The sequence below is a fragment of the Planktotalea sp. genome, from assembly GCF_050633725.1.
In the GTDB taxonomy this organism is placed as follows: domain Bacteria; phylum Pseudomonadota; class Alphaproteobacteria; order Rhodobacterales; family Rhodobacteraceae; genus Planktotalea.
This window is the reverse complement of sequence record NZ_JBOEHB010000009.1, coordinates 108,289-123,582: the sequence shown is the minus strand read 5'-3', so window position 1 is coordinate 123,582 and position 15,294 is coordinate 108,289. Positions and strand designations below refer to the sequence as shown.

The following is a 15,294-nucleotide window of genomic DNA, read 5'->3' as shown; positions in this document are numbered from 1 at the left end:
GAAGCCTGTGATGTCTCAAAAGGTGGTAAAGTTAGTCGGCGCGTGGAACCAGTGGCGCGTTGTCGTCCGCTGAAGGTGGCAAAAGATCGCTACCCGTTCCAAGATCGCTTGCTGGTGCGCTTTCTTCTGCTGCCGCCGGGGCGTCGCCCAAACGGTCCAGAACCGAGCTACCCGCAGATTTTTGCGCGGCAATGATTGTTAGCGTGATCGACGTGATAATAAAGGCGATCGCCAAAATCCAAGTCACCTTGCCAAGCGCTGTCGCCGCTGCGCGCCCTGTCATAGCGCCGCCACCGCCACCGCCGCCCATGCCAAGGCCGCCCCCTTCGGAACGTTGCATCAGAACGACGCCGATCAATGACAAAGCCAAAAGGAGGTGAATGATCAGAACGACGTTTTCCATGGGTGCCTGCGCGTTAGTGGTACAGCGTGCTATCTAGGCAATCAAAGCGCTTCGTGCAACCCGTCAATCTTCGCGATCCTTTTCAAATCGACGGGCGCTGATTGCTTAGGCGAATTTGGCTGAGCGTTCGCAGAAAATTTGTACGTGAATGCGCCAGCTTATTCGTCAACGTCATCCATATCCGCTTGGCCGGAAATTGCGCGTCGAATGTGCGACCAACTGAGGCCAATTCCCAATACAAAGCTTAGCGCAATAAGGCCCAACCAAAGATTCATCGCTTGATTCGTAAGCGACAGCCATCCGAAGTCATAAAGCACCCAGAGCAATGCTGCGACCAGTGCCAGCACCAATCCCATGCCAAACGGGCCAATTGATCTAAGAGTTGCGCGTAGGAAAATTATGTAGCCGATAAGCAGAATTAGTCCGCTCAGAACGATGAGGGGCAGTTGCTCACCTGCGTTTTGCAGCGACCAGCGAATCCAATTGTAATCTGTTGGATTGTACGTCGCAGTCAATAAAATGAAGGCAATGAGCCAGCGAATGGCGATACGGATCATAATGAGCACTCCTTTAAAGCATAGGTTTTGCTCAAGGCGCTTGGCTTGTCCAGCGATTGCGCTGCGGGTGCGTGCAGATCGGTAAGATGAGGTGATTTTGCAGATTGCGCGGGAATTAAGCTTTGCTGCGGCGAAATAGGTGTTTCGCTTAGGCCCTGCGCGCACTATACGGGCGCGGGTTTGACGCAATGGAAAAGGTCCCTCGTATGGCAAATGTAGTAGTCGTTGGCGCTCAGTGGGGCGACGAAGGTAAAGGCAAGATTGTCGATTGGTTGTCAGAGCGGGCGGATGTCATTGCTCGTTTTCAAGGTGGCCATAACGCAGGCCATACGCTTGTCATTGACGGCAAGGTTTACAAATTACATGCGCTGCCCTCGGGCGTTGTGCGCGGTGGCAAGCTATCCGTGATCGGCAATGGCGTGGTTTTGGACCCTTGGCACCTCGTCAGTGAAATCGAAACTATCCGTGCGCAGGGCGTCAGCATCACGGCCGAAAGCCTGATGATTGCAGAAAACACCCCGCTTATTCTGCCAATTCACGGCGAGCTTGATCGCGCGCGCGAGGAAGCGGCATCTAAAGGCACGAAAATCGGAACAACTGGGCGTGGTATCGGTCCCGCTTACGAAGACAAAGTTGGGCGTCGCTCGGTGCGGGTTGCTGATTTGGCGGATGAGGCGACATTGGAAGCGCGCGTTGATCGTGCCTTGCAGCACCATGATCCACTGCGCAAAGGTCTTGGCATCGAAGCTGTGGACCGCGATGCGCTTATTGCCAAACTGCGTGAGATCGCACCGCAGATCCTTCAATATGCAGCGCCAGTTTGGAAAGTTCTGAACGAGCGCAAGAAAAAGGGCGAGCGCATTTTGTTTGAAGGCGCGCAGGGCGCTCTTTTGGATATTGATTTCGGCACCTACCCATTCGTGACTTCATCCAATGTGATTGCAGGGCAAGCGGCGACAGGTGTTGGCGTTGGGCCGGGCTCGATTGACTATGTGCTTGGTATTGTGAAGGCTTACACGACCCGCGTCGGCGAAGGGCCATTCCCGACCGAGCTTGACGATGCAGATGGCCAACGCCTTGGCGAGCGTGGGCATGAATTCGGAACGACAACAGGGCGCAAGCGCCGCTGCGGTTGGTTCGATGCGGCGTTGGTTCGTCAAACCTGTGCGACCTCTGGAGTCACTGGTATTTCTTTGACAAAACTAGATGTTTTGGACGGGTTTGAGACACTTAAAATTTGTACGGGCTATATGCTTGATGGTGAGTTGATCGACTATTTGCCAACTGCCGCAGATCACCAAGCGCGCTGCACGCCAGTTTACGAAGAAATGCCCGGTTGGTCAGATAGCACCGAAGGCGCGCGCTCTTGGGCGGAACTGCCTGCGAATGCGATCAAATATGTGCGCCGGATTGAAGAATTGATTGGTTGCCCTGTCGCAATGCTCTCAACTTCGCCAGAGCGTGAAGACACAATCCTTGTCACCGACCCGTTTGAAGACTGATGGCACTTTCCCATAAAGCACGTCGGCGCTGGGCCTTGCTCATTTTGTTGGTGGGGATGCCGCTCTATATCATCTTTATGATTGGGGCGGTCGCGATCGCCTTTACCTATTTGGGACGCCCCCCAATCTGGGTTGAGTTCGCGATTTATGTCTTGCTCGGGGTTATCTGGATTTTCCCATTCAAACGCGTGTTTATGGGGATCGGTCAAGCCGACCCAGACGCAAACGACGATGTCTAAATAAAAACGGCGGCTCCTGACAGAGAGCCGCCGCATCACTCGCTACTGCACCAAACTTAGCCGGCGGCTCGCGTGTCGGGCTTGAAACTGATCCGATCTGATACGGTGAAACGTCCACCGCTGATCTTTTCAATTTTGCCCTGTCGCAGAAGTTGGCCGAACGAGCGCAGACCATCCTCCCGCGAAAAGTTTTCTTCTTGAACCATGCGCACCTTGGTCATTAGTTGAGGGCGCGAGAACTGGTCCCTGCCTTCAACATAAGCCATGTAGGCAGCCGCAGCTTCGAGCAAATCTGGGAGTTCAGTTGCACCCATTTCCTCAGCGAATTCGTTAAAATCGCCGCCTTCTGGCGCAACGGCGCTGTCCAGCACTGGTTGTGCCGCCGGAGCTGGGGCAGGGGGCGGCGTTTCGCCCGCCTTTACCCGGCGTGGGCGCACAGGTTGTGGGGCTGCGCTTGCCGAAGCAGCGGTATCGAGCGCAGCGGCTTCAGGAGCATCGACGCGCTGCTCTGCGACCAGTTTAAGTGGTGGGCGAGCGGCAGAGTCTTGCGGCGCGTCGTTTTGCGTTGTCAATCTGCGCACAGGGCGACGTGGCTGAACGGCGCTATCAAGGTCACCGCGATATTCTAACGTTTCATCAACGGGCTCTTGGTTCTTGGACGATTTTTTGTCGGCGCGGGCGGAGGCAACCGCTGCGCGCAGATGTCCAAGAGCATTGCGGCGTTTCTTACCATCAGGTTCTTCCAGTTCGGAGCTGGCTTGATCCATCAAGCGATCCATTTCAACGTCTGGAGCGCTTGCCAATTCGTCGACCTGACGCGCGTTTGCCGCGGGTTGAACAACTTCTGAGATCTCGTCTTCGAATTGATCCTCGTCGATGGTCTCAACCGCGTCCACAGTTTCAGCTGGAAGACTCGCAAGTTCGGCTTCGACTGCCGCTAGTTCGCGCGCAAGCTCATCCTCTTGTTGATCAGACAGGCTGCTATCGTCACTTGCCGTTTGCCCTGCAGGATCGGCGTCGCCTTCGATATCTTCTTCAATGTCACCGCTGGCGATGGCCGCTTCGAATTCTTCGCGTTTCATTTTGATAACGCGCGCACGAATAGGGGCCTTCGGCGCAGCTTCGGCTTCGGGCATTTCAGCCGCTGTGTTCGGCTCTACGGTGTCTTGTGCAAGTCGCGACATGACGCCCGAAATTGTGTCTTCTGAAGCGTTTTCAGCAGAGGCGTCCGTTTCGATCAAATCTTCCAGATCTGTATCGCCGGGGCGACCTTGCATGATATCTTCTGCGTGTTCATCTTCGGAAAAATCAGGTGTTTTTCCTGTTTCTTTCGGTTGACCAACAACCGCGCGAATGCGTGCAAGCTTTGCTGCAACGGAATCGCTGTCTTCTTCGGCTTTTTGTTGCTCTGCCAGCGCCTTTTGCTCGGCGTCGAGCTTGGCTTCCGCTTCTGCTTTCTCTTGCGCCGCAATCCGCGCTGCTTCTGCTTCAGCTTCCGCCGCAGCTTTCGCCTCCGCTGCGGCCTTTGCTTCTGCATCGGCCTTTGCCTCCGCTGCGGCTTTTGCTTCCGCTTCAGCGCGCGCCTCTGCTTCACGCTTGGCTTCGGCCTCTTTTTCCGCTTCTTGCGATGCCAATTTGGCAGCGCGCTCAGCTTCCATTTTTGCTTCTTCCGCGGCTTTCTGCTCGGCAATACGGGCGCGTCGTGCGGCGCGCTGTTTTGCGCGGGTTGCCGCTTCTTGTTCGCTTGCGATGCGCTCTGCTTCCAGGCGCGCGTCTTCTTCGGCTTGCTCTTGCGCGAGGCGTGCTTGCTCAGCGGCTTTTGCTTCTTGCGCAGCTTTCACCGCGTCTGCTTCGGCTTGCGCCTTGGCGTCTGCTTCAGAAGTGTCTGTCTCAGTTAGTAGAGCAGCAGGGGCGGCTTTAGCATTTTCTTCAGGCAACGTGGTGCGCAGGACAATGTTGCCACCATCATTATGGGCCTCAACACGGCGCGCGACTTCACGCTCGGCGATGCGTGCTAACATTTCTGCATCTGGAGTGGGGGGCTCGGCACCAAAATAGCGATCGTCCGACGCGAGATCGCGAAAATATTCTGCAATCGCCTTCATCGTTTCAAACGAGTCGTCAAACCCCTCTAACGTGCAGGAGAAAGTACCGTATGAGACGGTGAGGACTTTGCTAGTATTTACCATGATCTACTCGCTTTACTTCGTTACTGCGCCGTTAATAACTTCCATGTAGAGACCAAAGAGGCCCGAATCTGTGACTAAGAGCGTATCATTTCATGGCTCAAATGTGATCTGTTTCCCAAAAAGGTGTTAATCTAGAGTGATTGATAAAATTGTCCTCAAATCGGAACCTATTACTTTGCTGGGCGGGGCTGAAGTCCGTCGGGAAGAGTTTGAAAGAGCGATTTCACTGGCGCCTGCCTGTGTCGCAGCAGATGGCGGCGCGGTTCATGCGCAACGATTTGGGCATTCAATAGATGCCGTAATCGGAGATATGGACTCGCTTTCGGGCGAATTAATGGCAAGCCTGAACCGAGAGACCATTCATCATATACGTGAGCAAGACAGCACAGATTTTGAAAAGTGTCTGCTTCGAATAGAGTCGCCGTTGATCGTGGGCCTAGGCTTTCTCGGTGGTCGCTTAGATCATCAACTGGCGGCATTCCATGCGCTTTTGCGCTTTGCGCATCAGCCTTGTGTTTTGTTGGGGGCAGAGGAACTGGTGTTTCTGTGCCCGCCCGAAATCACTTTGCGCTTAAACGCCGAAACACCGCTATCCTTGTTCCCTCTTGCTTCGGTGACGGGGGCTGCCACAGGTTTGCAGTGGTCATTTCCTTCGCTGGATTTTGCGCCGGGCCAGCGGATCGGTACATCGAATATGGCAATGGGGACTGTGACCCTTGAAATGAGCGCCGCTGGCATGCTGTGCATCCTGCCAAAGAGCACATTTGAAAGCGTGTTTAGTGCGCTGTCGGAGACTTCGCATTTATGGCCCGCTCACGAAGAATGATGTAGAGACCAGCCGATATCGTGATTGCAATTCCGACTGAGGCCAAGCCGTTGGGCAATTCGGAAAAGATCAACCAGCCAATAAAGGTGGCAAAGGGAATTTCCAGATATTGCATTGGCGCAAGTGTCGCTGACGGGGCAAAGCGCAATGACCATGTCATAAGCAAATGGGCCAGAGTGCCAAGCACGCCGATAGAGAATAGCATAAACGCTTCCGTTCCATTCGGTATTGCCAGTGCAAATAGATCAAGGCCGGTCTTGCCAAAAAGCACCATTAGCGGGGTCAAAATGATCACAGCCATGACGCCGTTTACGGCCTGTAAGGTTATCGGGTCCGTCTCTTTGGCGATCTGGCGCGTGACCAGCATGAACAGTGAAAACACCACTGCAACGACCAATGGCAACAGTGCAGGCCAGCCGACAGTGTCAAAGGCAGGTTGAATGACCAACAGCGTGCCGGCAAACCCCACCGCGCAGGCGATGATACGGCGGATGCCAATTTCTTCGCCAAGAACATAGTGCCCCAACACGAGCATGATAAAGGGCATAACAAAGGCGATGGCCACTGCGTCGGCAAGCGGAAGAAAACGCAACGCTGTAAACATTGCACCAATTCCAATGATATGAAGCAATGTTCGAAGCCACGCGAGCCGTTGAACCCGTTTTGACATGCGCCACTTTCGCTTAGCGACAAGGACAATTGGTATCAAAATTAGTGCCTGAACCGCAAAACGGACCAGCAAAAGAATCCCGAGCGGCACGGTCTGCCCGATAATCTTGGCAAGTGCGTCGCCGACTGGGGCAAGTACACAAAAACCAAGCATTAAAAGGATGCCAAGAAGGGGACGATCAGCTGCCATTGAGCGAGGCTAGGCAGGGCGCAAAGGAATTGCAATTGGCGAAATTGACTCTGTGAGCCTAACAGGCGTCGCGGGCGTTAGAGATCGCAAAAAAAACGCCCGCCGAAAATTTCAGCGGGCGTTCACAGTTAGGTTCATCGTTGGACTTAAAGGATGAAATCGCTGCCAGAGTAATCAAGCCCGACACCAATTTCGGCAACGGTAATTCCTTGCAACAAGATTGTTCCGCCATATGAGGAAATCAGTGCATTTCCACCACTATCGCTCAGATGGTTGGTGATAAGATCGTTAAAGTCCGAAATGTCGAAGAGGAAAGATAGATCAATTTTTTCACCGTCCAAGTCACTGAAGTCAGTGATCGTGTCATTGCCGAATTGATCCCAGAACTCGAAGGTGTCTTTGCCACCACCACCTGTCAGGATATCTTTTCCCAATCCGCCATTTAGGATGTCGTCACCTTTGTCACCGCTTAGGTTGTCTCTACCAGTCCCGCCAAAGAGCCAGTCGTCGCCTTTGCCGCCATTTATCGTATCGCGACCAGATTCGCCTTCCAAGTTATCCTTGCCAGCGCCGCCATTTAATAGGTCGCGACCAGTACCTCCATAGAGCGTATCGGCACCGTCATTACCAGAAAGCGTATCAGCTTGCGCGCCGCCATGTACCTCTTCCGCATTTTGCGATCCTACGAATGTATCCGCGCCAAGTTCCAAGGAAACTTGCATGTCAAAGCTAAATTCATCAAGCATATCGAATGTTTGCACGCCAGAAAAATCAATCGTGTTGGCGTCGCTCGTGCCGGAGATGTAGCCGTAAGACTCGATAATTTCGACACTTGCAGCCGCATCTAAGATCAGGTTCTCAAATTGGCTTCCGCTTATGTACAACGTGTCGGTGCCTGATCCGCCTAAAATAGTGTCTGACGCAGGATCGTTGCTTGAATGGATTGTGTCGTCGCCGCGCCCCGCATCAATAAAGTCATTGCCATCTTCGCCGTGCAGTTCGTCATCGCCGCGACCACCGAACAACATATCGTCGCCATTGCCGCCAAAAAGAACATCGTTTCCACGACCACCATCTATTGTGTCGTCACCGCTGCCACCGCTAACAAAATCGACGTTGTTTGATCCAAGAAAACTGTCATCTCCATAATAAAGATGAAACTCGATCTCTTTGAGGTAGGTCAGAACACCTGAAACGTCGAATTCGTCGTGACCAGAAGTGCCTGAAATATACCCAGTACCTGGCTCCCAGCCTTCTTCGCTATCCAGTTGCTCAACACCCGTTCCGGCGCCAAGGTTTAGTCCCTCTAAGCTATTAAACCCAACGAATACGGTGTCAGTGCCTAGCCCGCCTTGTATCGTGTTGATCTGGCCATCCCAATCGCCAATCAGAATAAGATCATCACCGCTGCCGGCATCGATGACATCGCGTCCGCCACCGGCATCAATAGTGTCGTTTCCACCGCCGGTTGATATCGTGTCGTCGCCGTCATATGCGCTTACGTTGTCCGCGAGCCCTGAACCGATAAAAGTGTTGTCGCCGCCGCCGAGCGAAAATTCAAATGGGGACAAAAAGCTGGTAATGCCAGATACATCAACGGTTATACCGTATGAAAAGCCCCAAAAATTAGTATTCCCGTCCGGGTCAAAAACATCAAATCCAGAAGCCGCATCTAAAATCAAATCGCCTGAAACGCCATTGTAGGTGTAGGTTGGCATGAAAAACTCCGCTCTTGTTCAAAATTGTTACTAGTTCAGGGGAGTTCGTTTTAGTTTTGGGTCAAATGTCGTTGCTCAAAAAAGAATTCCCTGCTGAGGGTACAACAATCAAAAGCGCCCTTAGATTTCAAGCAAATTGGCTGTTTTTAGAAAAATACAATCACAAATTGCGTGCACGAGGCCGTAAGCGCGTTAGCAATTGGGAATGTTTACAGCCAAGCCACCAAGGGATGTTTCTTTGTACTTTTCGCTCATGTCGGCCCCCGTTTGCCGCATTGTCTCGATACAGGCATCGAGGGGCACAAGATGCGTGCCATCCCCGCGTAGCGCGAGAGATGCAGCGCTCACTGCTTTTATCGCGCCTAAACCATTGCGCTCGATGCACGGCACTTGCACCAGCCCTTTCACCGGATCGCATGTCATACCGAGGTGATGTTCCAGCGCGATTTCAGCGGCGTTTTCGACTTGCTCCGCGCTGCCACCCATGACCGCACACAGACCCGCGGCGGCCATTGCCGCGGCGCTACCGACTTCCGCTTGGCACCCCGCTTCGGCACCAGAAATAGATGCGTTGAATTTGACAAGGCCACCGATTGCAGCTGCCGTTAGGAGGAATTCCTCGACTTTGGTCTCTGAGGCTCCCGGCACGTGATCCAGAAAGTAGCGGATGGTTGCTGGAACGACGCCAGCTGCGCCATTTGTCGGTGCCGTAACAACCTGACCGCCCGCTGCATTCTCCTCGTTGACCGCCATTGCATAAACGCTCATCCAATCATTGATCGTGTGCGGCGCGCTTAGGTTCATACCGCGCTCAGCGAGCAGTGCATCGTGAATGGCTTTGGCGCGACGCTTTACATTAAGACCGCCCGGCAAAGTGCCGTCGATAGAAAGTCCGCGATCAATGCAGTCGCGCATTACTTGCCATATCCGCGCGGTTCCAGAGCGCAGGTTTTCTTGCCCCGAGCGCGATATCTCGTTGGCGCGTTTCATTTGTGCGATGGTCTTGCCCGAAACGTGGGCCATTTCCAACATTTCTGCCGCAGTTTTAAATGGAAACGGCACGGGGGCACCTTCGTCCGTGTCTTTGCCGCTTGCCAATTCGGCCTCGGTCATCACAAAGCCACCGCCGATAGAATAATAGGTTTCTTGCAAGATCACATCGCCTTGCGCATCTGTCGCCATCAAAATCATTCCGTTTGCGTGGCCCGGAAGATTAGGGCCGAAATTAAATTCCAAATCGCTCGCGGGATCAAATTTTAAAATATCTAAGCCTTCGGGCGCGACAGTTTTGCTTTTGATAATGCCTTGCATTGCCGCTTCGGCTTTTTCGCTATCATAGGTTTCTGGCAAAAAGCCCGCCAATCCCAGAATAGTAGCGCGGTCTGTGGCGTGGCCAACTCCTGTGAACGCGAGCGAGCCATGCAGCGATGCGCGAAGCCCTGCAAACTCAAATGGCGAGGCGCGCATGAGATCTAGAAACCGCCCCGCAGCCACCATTGGCCCCATCGTGTGCGAAGACGACGGGCCGATGCCCACTTTGAACATATCGAAAACTGAAAGAAACATCAGGTTGCGCTCCCGATTGGTGGGTTGGCGAGGCTGGGTGCGCTAAATGGTGTCGGGCCCAGACCCTCAGCGACCTGCGCGGAATTGACGGCGGGGACACGCTCTAGTTCTTTCGCCAAGTTTAGCAGATGTGTGAACTCCGCTGCATTTACCCAGCCCTGCGGGTGATCGGCGGGGTAAAGCTGCGCCCATCTCAAGCACGCGCAGACATAAATATCTAATAGGCTGATGCTCTCACCACCGAGAATTGTGCAATTCGGATCAGCAATCAGCATGTCGATTTGCCTGAAATCTGCGCGAATGCGTTGCGCGATGCCTGAGCGCAATGCTTCTCTATGCTCGGGCGCGATGAATTTATCGGGATAAAACATTTGCCGCATCCCCGCATGAAGTGAATTTGAAATGAAAAACAACCACTTGAGCGCGTCACCGCGGCCCTGATCACTTTGCGAGGGAAACAACGCGCCATGGCGATCCGCGAGCCAGAGCAAGATCGCTCCGGTTTCGAAAAGGACGCCATCTTCGGTCTCAAGCGCTGGGATCATGCCGAGCGGATTTAGCGCGCGATAGGCTGGCGCGCTTTGTGCGTTGACGCCGCGGTCCACTAGTTGCGTGTCATAGGGAACATCAAGCATGTTCAATGCGATCCGCACGATGAGTGAGGCATTATCTGGTGCAAAATGAAGTGTATACGGTTCGGTCATTGGGGTGTTTTACTGTGAAGTGGACAGGTAAAGGCGCTGAAAAGCGACATTCCACTCTCGCGCCCCGTCCAAGCTGTGCTTATAAGGCATAAAGCTGCCAAGGAGATTCACGTCATGACCGGAGAATTGTCGCCCATCGATAAAGCGAAATTCGTTGCTGCGAAGCGAGCGGCGGCCTTTGTTGAAGATGGTATGCGCGTCGGACTTGGAACAGGGTCCACGGCGGCTTGGCTGGTGCGGTGCCTTGGCGAAATGGTGCGAGATGATGGGCTGCGCATTCGCGGTGTTCCAACGTCGGCGCGCACAGCGCAATTGGCGCGCGAAGTGGGGATCGAAGTTATCTCGCTCGATGAGGCGCGTTGGCTAGATATTACCATCGACGGCGCGGATGAATTTGACGGCGATCTGAACCTGATTAAGGGCGGCGGCGGTGCGTTGCTGCAAGAAAAGATCGTTGCGACTGCCTCGGATCAAATGATTGTAATTGCGGATGCAGGTAAAGAGGTCGAACATCTTGGCGCTTTTCCATTGCCTATCGAAGTGATCCCGTTCGGCTGGCAAACGACCCGCGCGCTCGTTGAAGAAACGCTGGTCTCTATGGATGTACTAGGTCGTCAGATCAGCTTGCGGATGAATGGCGATGCGCCCTTTGTCACTGACGAGGGCAATCATATCCTTGATCTCAACCTCAAACGTATCGGCAACGCGCGCCAGTTGGCGATGGTGATCAACCAGATGCCCGGCGTTGTTGAAAATGGCCTGTTTATCGACATTTGTGACGCAGTTGTGATCGGGCACGGGGATGGCAAGGTCGAGGTGCGCGACATAAATACGGGCACGGTGGAACATGATCGTTTGGATTTTGTTGAAAACGACAATCTTTTCACCGATTTGGCTGACTAAGCGCTTCTGCGCCAGAATTTAGGAACTGAACATGGCATTTGACTACGATCTCTTTGTGATTGGCGGCGGCTCTGGCGGTGTGCGCGCGGCCCGCGTTGCGGCGCAAGATACAGGCGCAAAGGTGGCTTTGGCCGAAGAGGATCGCTATGGCGGCACCTGCGTCATTCGCGGCTGTGTGCCCAAAAAGCTGATGGTGTTCGCCTCTGGCTATGGCGGCATGGCCGAAGATGCGCAGGCGTATGGTTGGGATGTCACCTCGAACGGGTTCGATTGGAAAGCCTTTCAGGGTAAGATGCATGCTGAGTTGGATCGCCTTGAAGGCATCTACCGCTCGCTGTTGAAAAACGCTGGTGTTGAAACCTTTGATTTGCGTGCGCGCATCGTTGATCCCCATACGGTCGAACTCGCCGATGGGTCGCGCAAAACAGCCAAGCATATCTTGATTGCCGTTGGTGGCCGCGCGGTGAAGCCTGAGATTGAAGGCGCGGAACTGGCGATCACCTCGAACGAAATTTTCCATATGGAAGAGTTGCCAAAGTCGATGTTGATCGTCGGCGGTGGCTATATTGCCTCTGAATTTGCGGGCGTGATGAACGGCATGGGCGTCGCAACGACCCAATTCTATCGTGGCGCGCAAATCCTGCGCGGCTTTGATGACGAAGCGCGTGGGCTTGTCTCTGAAGAGATGTGCCAGCGCGGTGTTGATCTGCATCTTGGCACCAACATTCTGGAAATGCGCCGAGAGGGCGATAGCATCTGGATCAAGGCGACCAACGGCGAAGAGCGCGTCTTTGATCAAGTAATGTTTGCCACGGGCCGCGCGCCAAACTCTGACGATTTGGGTCTCGAAGAGGTCGGTGTAAAGCTTGGCCGCAAGGGTGAAGTGCTCGTTGACGACTACAGCCAGACCGCGGTTCCGTCGATCTATGCGGTAGGCGATGTCACGGACCGCGCGAACCTCACACCTGTTGCGATCCGCGAGGGCATGGCCTTTGTCGAGACCGTGTTTAAAGGCAATCCAACCAAGCCGGATCACGAATTGATTCCAACGGCGATCTTCACCCAGCCTGAAATGGGCACCGTAGGCTTGTCCGAAGAAGAGGCGCAGGCGCAGGAACCGATCGAGGTCTATTCCACGTCCTTCAAGCCGATGCAGCAAAGCTTTGCGGGGCGCGGCGAGCGTGTGTTGATGAAACTCATCGTCTCTCAAGCCACGCGCAAAGTGCTTGGTTGTCACATCGTTGCGCCGGGGGCAGGGGAATTGATCCAGCTTGCAGGCATCGCAGTGAAGATGGGCGCAACAAAAGAAGACTTCGATCGCACGGTTGCAGTTCACCCAACGATGTCGGAAGAACTGGTAACCATGAAAACACCTGTTAGAACGGGTTGAAATTCCGGCATTCCTGACCAGTTTAGACTGTGAAGGAATGCCCAAGACGACAATTGAAGGGAATTAGCTTAGATGGCTGGTAACAACGGCGGCCCATGGGGCGGCGGCGGTAACAACGGATCAGGCGATGACAATCGCGGTTCTGGTAACAATGGCGGGGGACGACGTCCTCCTGAGGGTGACGGACCGCAGATCCCTGAAATTGACGAGCTAATGAAAAAAGGCCAAGAGCAATTGCGCGTCCTGATGGGCGGTCGCGGTGGCGGCAATGGCACGAACGGCTCTGGCGGCGGCGCGCCCAGCGGTCCTGCGTTTACGCGCGGAACTGTCGGTCTTGGTGTTATTGCGGCTGTTGTGCTCTGGGGCATGGCCAGCTTTTACACAGTGAAACCAGAAGAACAGTCGGTCGAATTGTTCCTTGGCAAATACTCTGCCACGGGCAATCCAGGTCTGAACTTTGCGCCTTGGCCAGTAGTGACGAGAGAGATCATTCCAGTAACACGCGAGCAAACCGAAGATATCGGAGTTGGCGGACGTGGTTCCGAAGCAGGGCTTATGCTCACGGGTGATGAGAACATTGTGGATATCGATTTCCAAGTTGTTTGGAATATCACTGATCCAGCAGAATACTTATTCAACTTGCGCGATCCGCAAATGACCATCCGCGCGGTATCTGAATCAGCGATGCGGGAAATTATCGCGCAATCTGAGCTGGCTCCGATTTTGAACCGTGACCGTTCTGCGATTGCAGATCGTCTTAAGGATCTCATTCAAGACACGCTTAATGGCTATGATGCCGGCGTAAACATTGTTCGTGTGAACCTTGATAAAGCCGATCCGCCCCAACAGGTGATCGACTCATTCCGTGAGGTTCAAGCTGCAGAGCAAGAACGTGACCGTCTTGAAAAGCAAGCTGATGCTTATGCGAACCGTATCGTTGCGGAAGCACGCGGTGAAGCGGCGCAGGTACTCGAAGAGGCAGAAGGCTACCGCGCACGTGTGGTGAATGAAGCAACGGGTGAAGCGTCTCGTTTCACAGCTGTTTTGGCCGAATACGAAAAAGCCCCTGAAGTGACACGCAAACGTCTCTATCTTGAAACGATGGAAGAAGTGCTCGGTCGTGTGGATAAAATTATTCTGGATGAAAACGGTGACGGCGGCCAAGGCGTCGTTCCCTATCTTCCGCTTAACGAACTTCGTAAAAATTCAGGAGGGAGCAACTAATGCGTAAAACAACGTATTTGCTACCGATCGCAGTGATCGCAATTGCTGCTCTTTTGTCATCGATGTTTATCGTGGATGAACGGGAAAAAGCTCTGGTTCTTCAGTTTGGCCGTGTTGTCGATGTAAAGGAAGAGCCGGGTCTGGCGTTTAAAATCCCTCTTATTCAAGAGGTTGTGCGCTATGAAGATCGTATCTTGAGTATTGACGTTGAACCATTGGAAGTTACGCCTTTGGATGATCGTCGTCTCGTTGTGGATGCTTTCGCGCGGTATAGAATTGCTGATGTGAACCAATTCCGCCAAGCGGTTGGTTCCGGCGGCGAACGCACAGCTGAAAGCCGCCTTGATGGTATTTTGCGCGACGAATTGCGCGGGGTTCTCGGTAGCGTTTCTTCAAACGATATCCTCAGCACCGATCGTGCAGCTTTGATGTTGCGCATTCGTAATGGCGCGATCGCAGAAGCGCGGGGCCTTGGCCTTGAAGTCATCGATGTGCGTTTGAAGCGGACAGATTTGCCGTCTCAAAACCTTGAGTCCACATTCGCTCGTATGCGCGCGGAACGTGAACGTGAAGCGGCAGACGAGATCGCGCGCGGTAACGAGGCAGCGCAACGTGTGCGCGCTTTGGCGGACAGAACGCAGGTTGAAATTGTTTCAGACGCCCGCCGTGATAGCGAAATCACCCGTGGTGAAGCGGATGCCGAGCGAAACGCGATTTTCGCGACAGCCTATGGCGCGGATCAGGAGTTCTTTGAATTCTATCGCTCTCTTGAAGCGTACCGCGGTGCGCTGGGCGCAAACAACTCGACGATGGTTTTGTCACCTGACAGTGACTTCTTTAACTATCTAAAGTCTGACTCAAAATCGGAGTAACCCTATGTTTGCCAACATCTTATTGGCAATCGGGTTAGTCTGCATAATCGAGGGGCTGGTGTACGCACTGGCCCCTTCGCTTATTGAAGAGCTGCTCGAAGCCTTGCGCAACCTGTCTCTGGAAATGCGCCGCACTTTTGGCCTGCTTGTATTGGTCTTAGGCGTCTGTTTCTTGCTCGCAGCCCGCGCTTTAGGGGCTGGATGAAACAAATCGGGGCAGTATTCACGTTATCTTCACATCCGCTTGAAACACTGTAACGAGATTTGCGTTGCACCTTTAAGTGCCTAGATAGATGGTGAGTAAGAAAACCAAGGTCGGTTTTGACCTGGTAGAGGCTCTGA

The 15,294-nt window shown here is 53.6% G+C and carries 15 protein-coding genes; 8 read left to right on the top strand and 7 right to left on the bottom strand.

What is annotated here, in order from left to right; genetic code table 11:
• Nucleotides 1–31: 31 nt before the first annotated feature.
• Together secG and ACRBCU_RS09630 are read right to left on the bottom strand one after the other, a co-directional pair.
• Entirely contained in the window at nt 32–403 is a 372-nt protein-coding gene (gene secG / locus ACRBCU_RS09635) for a preprotein translocase subunit SecG (RefSeq protein WP_431365171.1), read from the bottom strand.
• 158 nt (nt 404–561) lie between these two features.
• Nucleotides 562–957, bottom strand: a complete 396-nt coding sequence (locus ACRBCU_RS09630; RefSeq protein WP_431365254.1) for a DUF6524 family protein — start codon at nt 955–957, stop codon at nt 562–564.
• A gap of 209 nt (nt 958–1,166) precedes the next feature.
• On the opposite strand from ACRBCU_RS09630, the gene ACRBCU_RS09625 reads away from it, so the two are divergent.
• Both ACRBCU_RS09625 and ACRBCU_RS09620 read left to right on the top strand, forming a co-directional pair.
• Complete coding sequence (locus ACRBCU_RS09625) at nt 1,167–2,462, top strand: adenylosuccinate synthase (protein WP_431365170.1); 1,296 nt, start codon at nt 1,167–1,169, stop codon at nt 2,460–2,462.
• Complete coding sequence (locus ACRBCU_RS09620) at nt 2,462–2,701, top strand: DUF2842 domain-containing protein (protein ID WP_431365169.1); 240 nt, start codon at nt 2,462–2,464, stop codon at nt 2,699–2,701. Before ACRBCU_RS09625 ends, ACRBCU_RS09620 begins: the two co-directional genes overlap by 1 nt.
• 56 nt (nt 2,702–2,757) lie before the next feature.
• Here the strand turns inward: ACRBCU_RS09620 and ACRBCU_RS09615 are convergent, their stop codons facing one another.
• Nucleotides 2,758–4,890, bottom strand: a complete 2,133-nt coding sequence (locus ACRBCU_RS09615; RefSeq protein WP_431365168.1) for a hypothetical protein — start codon at nt 4,888–4,890, stop codon at nt 2,758–2,760.
• Nucleotides 4,891–5,026: 136 nt separating this feature from the next.
• On the opposite strand from ACRBCU_RS09615, the gene ACRBCU_RS09610 reads away from it, so the two are divergent.
• The gene (locus tag ACRBCU_RS09610) at nt 5,027–5,716 is read left to right on the top strand and encodes a thiamine diphosphokinase (RefSeq protein ID WP_431365167.1); all 690 of its coding nucleotides are present in this window, start codon (nt 5,027–5,029) and stop codon (nt 5,714–5,716) included.
• On the opposite strand, the gene ACRBCU_RS09605 is transcribed toward ACRBCU_RS09610, so the two are convergent.
• The 4 genes from ACRBCU_RS09605 to ACRBCU_RS09590 form a co-directional block, all read right to left on the bottom strand.
• On the bottom strand, nt 5,667–6,575 hold the full coding sequence (locus tag ACRBCU_RS09605; RefSeq protein WP_431365166.1) for a DMT family transporter: 909 nt from the start codon (nt 6,573–6,575) through the stop codon (nt 5,667–5,669). The genes ACRBCU_RS09610 and ACRBCU_RS09605 overlap by 50 nt on opposite strands.
• A gap of 146 nt (nt 6,576–6,721) precedes the next feature.
• Nucleotides 6,722–8,293 (bottom strand): calcium-binding protein, encoded by a 1,572-nt coding sequence (locus tag ACRBCU_RS09600; RefSeq protein ID WP_431365165.1) that lies wholly within the window; start codon nt 8,291–8,293, stop codon nt 6,722–6,724.
• 192 nt (nt 8,294–8,485) lie between these two features.
• Nucleotides 8,486–9,859, bottom strand: coding sequence for an L-serine ammonia-lyase (locus ACRBCU_RS09595; protein WP_431365164.1), 1,374 nt, complete (start codon nt 9,857–9,859; stop codon nt 8,486–8,488).
• A complete protein-coding gene (locus ACRBCU_RS09590; protein WP_431365163.1) occupies nt 9,859–10,563 on the bottom strand; it encodes a glutathione S-transferase family protein in 705 nt (234 codons plus the stop codon). The genes ACRBCU_RS09595 and ACRBCU_RS09590 overlap by 1 nt, the downstream gene beginning before the upstream one ends.
• Before the next feature lie 114 nt (nt 10,564–10,677).
• Between ACRBCU_RS09590 and rpiA the strand changes: the two genes are divergently transcribed.
• The 5 genes from rpiA to ACRBCU_RS09565 all read left to right on the top strand — a co-directional run bounded on the left by rpiA (nt 10,678) and on the right by ACRBCU_RS09565 (nt 15,157).
• A complete protein-coding gene (gene rpiA, locus ACRBCU_RS09585; RefSeq protein WP_431365162.1) occupies nt 10,678–11,466 on the top strand; it encodes a ribose-5-phosphate isomerase RpiA in 789 nt (262 codons plus the stop codon).
• Between the two features lie 31 nt (nt 11,467–11,497).
• Complete coding sequence (gor, locus tag ACRBCU_RS09580) at nt 11,498–12,856, top strand: glutathione-disulfide reductase (RefSeq protein ID WP_431365161.1); 1,359 nt, start codon at nt 11,498–11,500, stop codon at nt 12,854–12,856.
• A gap of 72 nt (nt 12,857–12,928) precedes the next feature.
• Complete coding sequence (hflK, locus tag ACRBCU_RS09575) at nt 12,929–14,080, top strand: FtsH protease activity modulator HflK (protein ID WP_431365160.1); 1,152 nt, start codon at nt 12,929–12,931, stop codon at nt 14,078–14,080.
• Nucleotides 14,080–14,952, top strand: coding sequence for a protease modulator HflC (hflC, locus tag ACRBCU_RS09570; protein WP_431365159.1), 873 nt, complete (start codon nt 14,080–14,082; stop codon nt 14,950–14,952). The genes hflK and hflC overlap by 1 nt, the downstream gene beginning before the upstream one ends.
• Nucleotides 14,953–14,956: 4 nt before the next feature.
• Nucleotides 14,957–15,157: a DUF2065 domain-containing protein gene (locus ACRBCU_RS09565; RefSeq protein WP_431365158.1), complete on the top strand. Its 201-nt coding sequence runs from the start codon at nt 14,957–14,959 to the stop codon at nt 15,155–15,157.
• The last annotated feature ends 137 nt before the right edge of the window (nt 15,158–15,294 follow it).

Coding starts and splice junctions, on each gene's coding strand:
- ACRBCU_RS09615 (WP_431365168.1), bottom strand. CDS start 4,890: ATGGTAAATACTAGCAAAGTCCTCACCGTCTCATACGGTACTTTCTCC.
- ACRBCU_RS09625 (WP_431365170.1), top strand. CDS start 1,167: ATGGCAAATGTAGTAGTCGTTGGCGCTCAGTGGGGCGACGAAGGTAAA.
- ACRBCU_RS09590 (WP_431365163.1), bottom strand. CDS start 10,563: ATGACCGAACCGTATACACTTCATTTTGCACCAGATAATGCCTCACTC.
- ACRBCU_RS09595 (WP_431365164.1), bottom strand. CDS start 9,859: ATGTTTCTTTCAGTTTTCGATATGTTCAAAGTGGGCATCGGCCCGTCG.
- hflC (WP_431365159.1), top strand. CDS start 14,080: ATGCGTAAAACAACGTATTTGCTACCGATCGCAGTGATCGCAATTGCT.
- ACRBCU_RS09605 (WP_431365166.1), bottom strand. CDS start 6,575: ATGGCAGCTGATCGTCCCCTTCTTGGCATCCTTTTAATGCTTGGTTTT.
- secG (WP_431365171.1), bottom strand. CDS start 403: ATGGAAAACGTCGTTCTGATCATTCACCTCCTTTTGGCTTTGTCATTG.
- gor (WP_431365161.1), top strand. CDS start 11,498: ATGGCATTTGACTACGATCTCTTTGTGATTGGCGGCGGCTCTGGCGGT.
- ACRBCU_RS09620 (WP_431365169.1), top strand. CDS start 2,462: ATGGCACTTTCCCATAAAGCACGTCGGCGCTGGGCCTTGCTCATTTTG.
- hflK (WP_431365160.1), top strand. CDS start 12,929: ATGGCTGGTAACAACGGCGGCCCATGGGGCGGCGGCGGTAACAACGGA.
- rpiA (WP_431365162.1), top strand. CDS start 10,678: ATGACCGGAGAATTGTCGCCCATCGATAAAGCGAAATTCGTTGCTGCG.
- ACRBCU_RS09600 (WP_431365165.1), bottom strand. CDS start 8,293: ATGCCAACCTACACCTACAATGGCGTTTCAGGCGATTTGATTTTAGAT.
- ACRBCU_RS09565 (WP_431365158.1), top strand. CDS start 14,957: ATGTTTGCCAACATCTTATTGGCAATCGGGTTAGTCTGCATAATCGAG.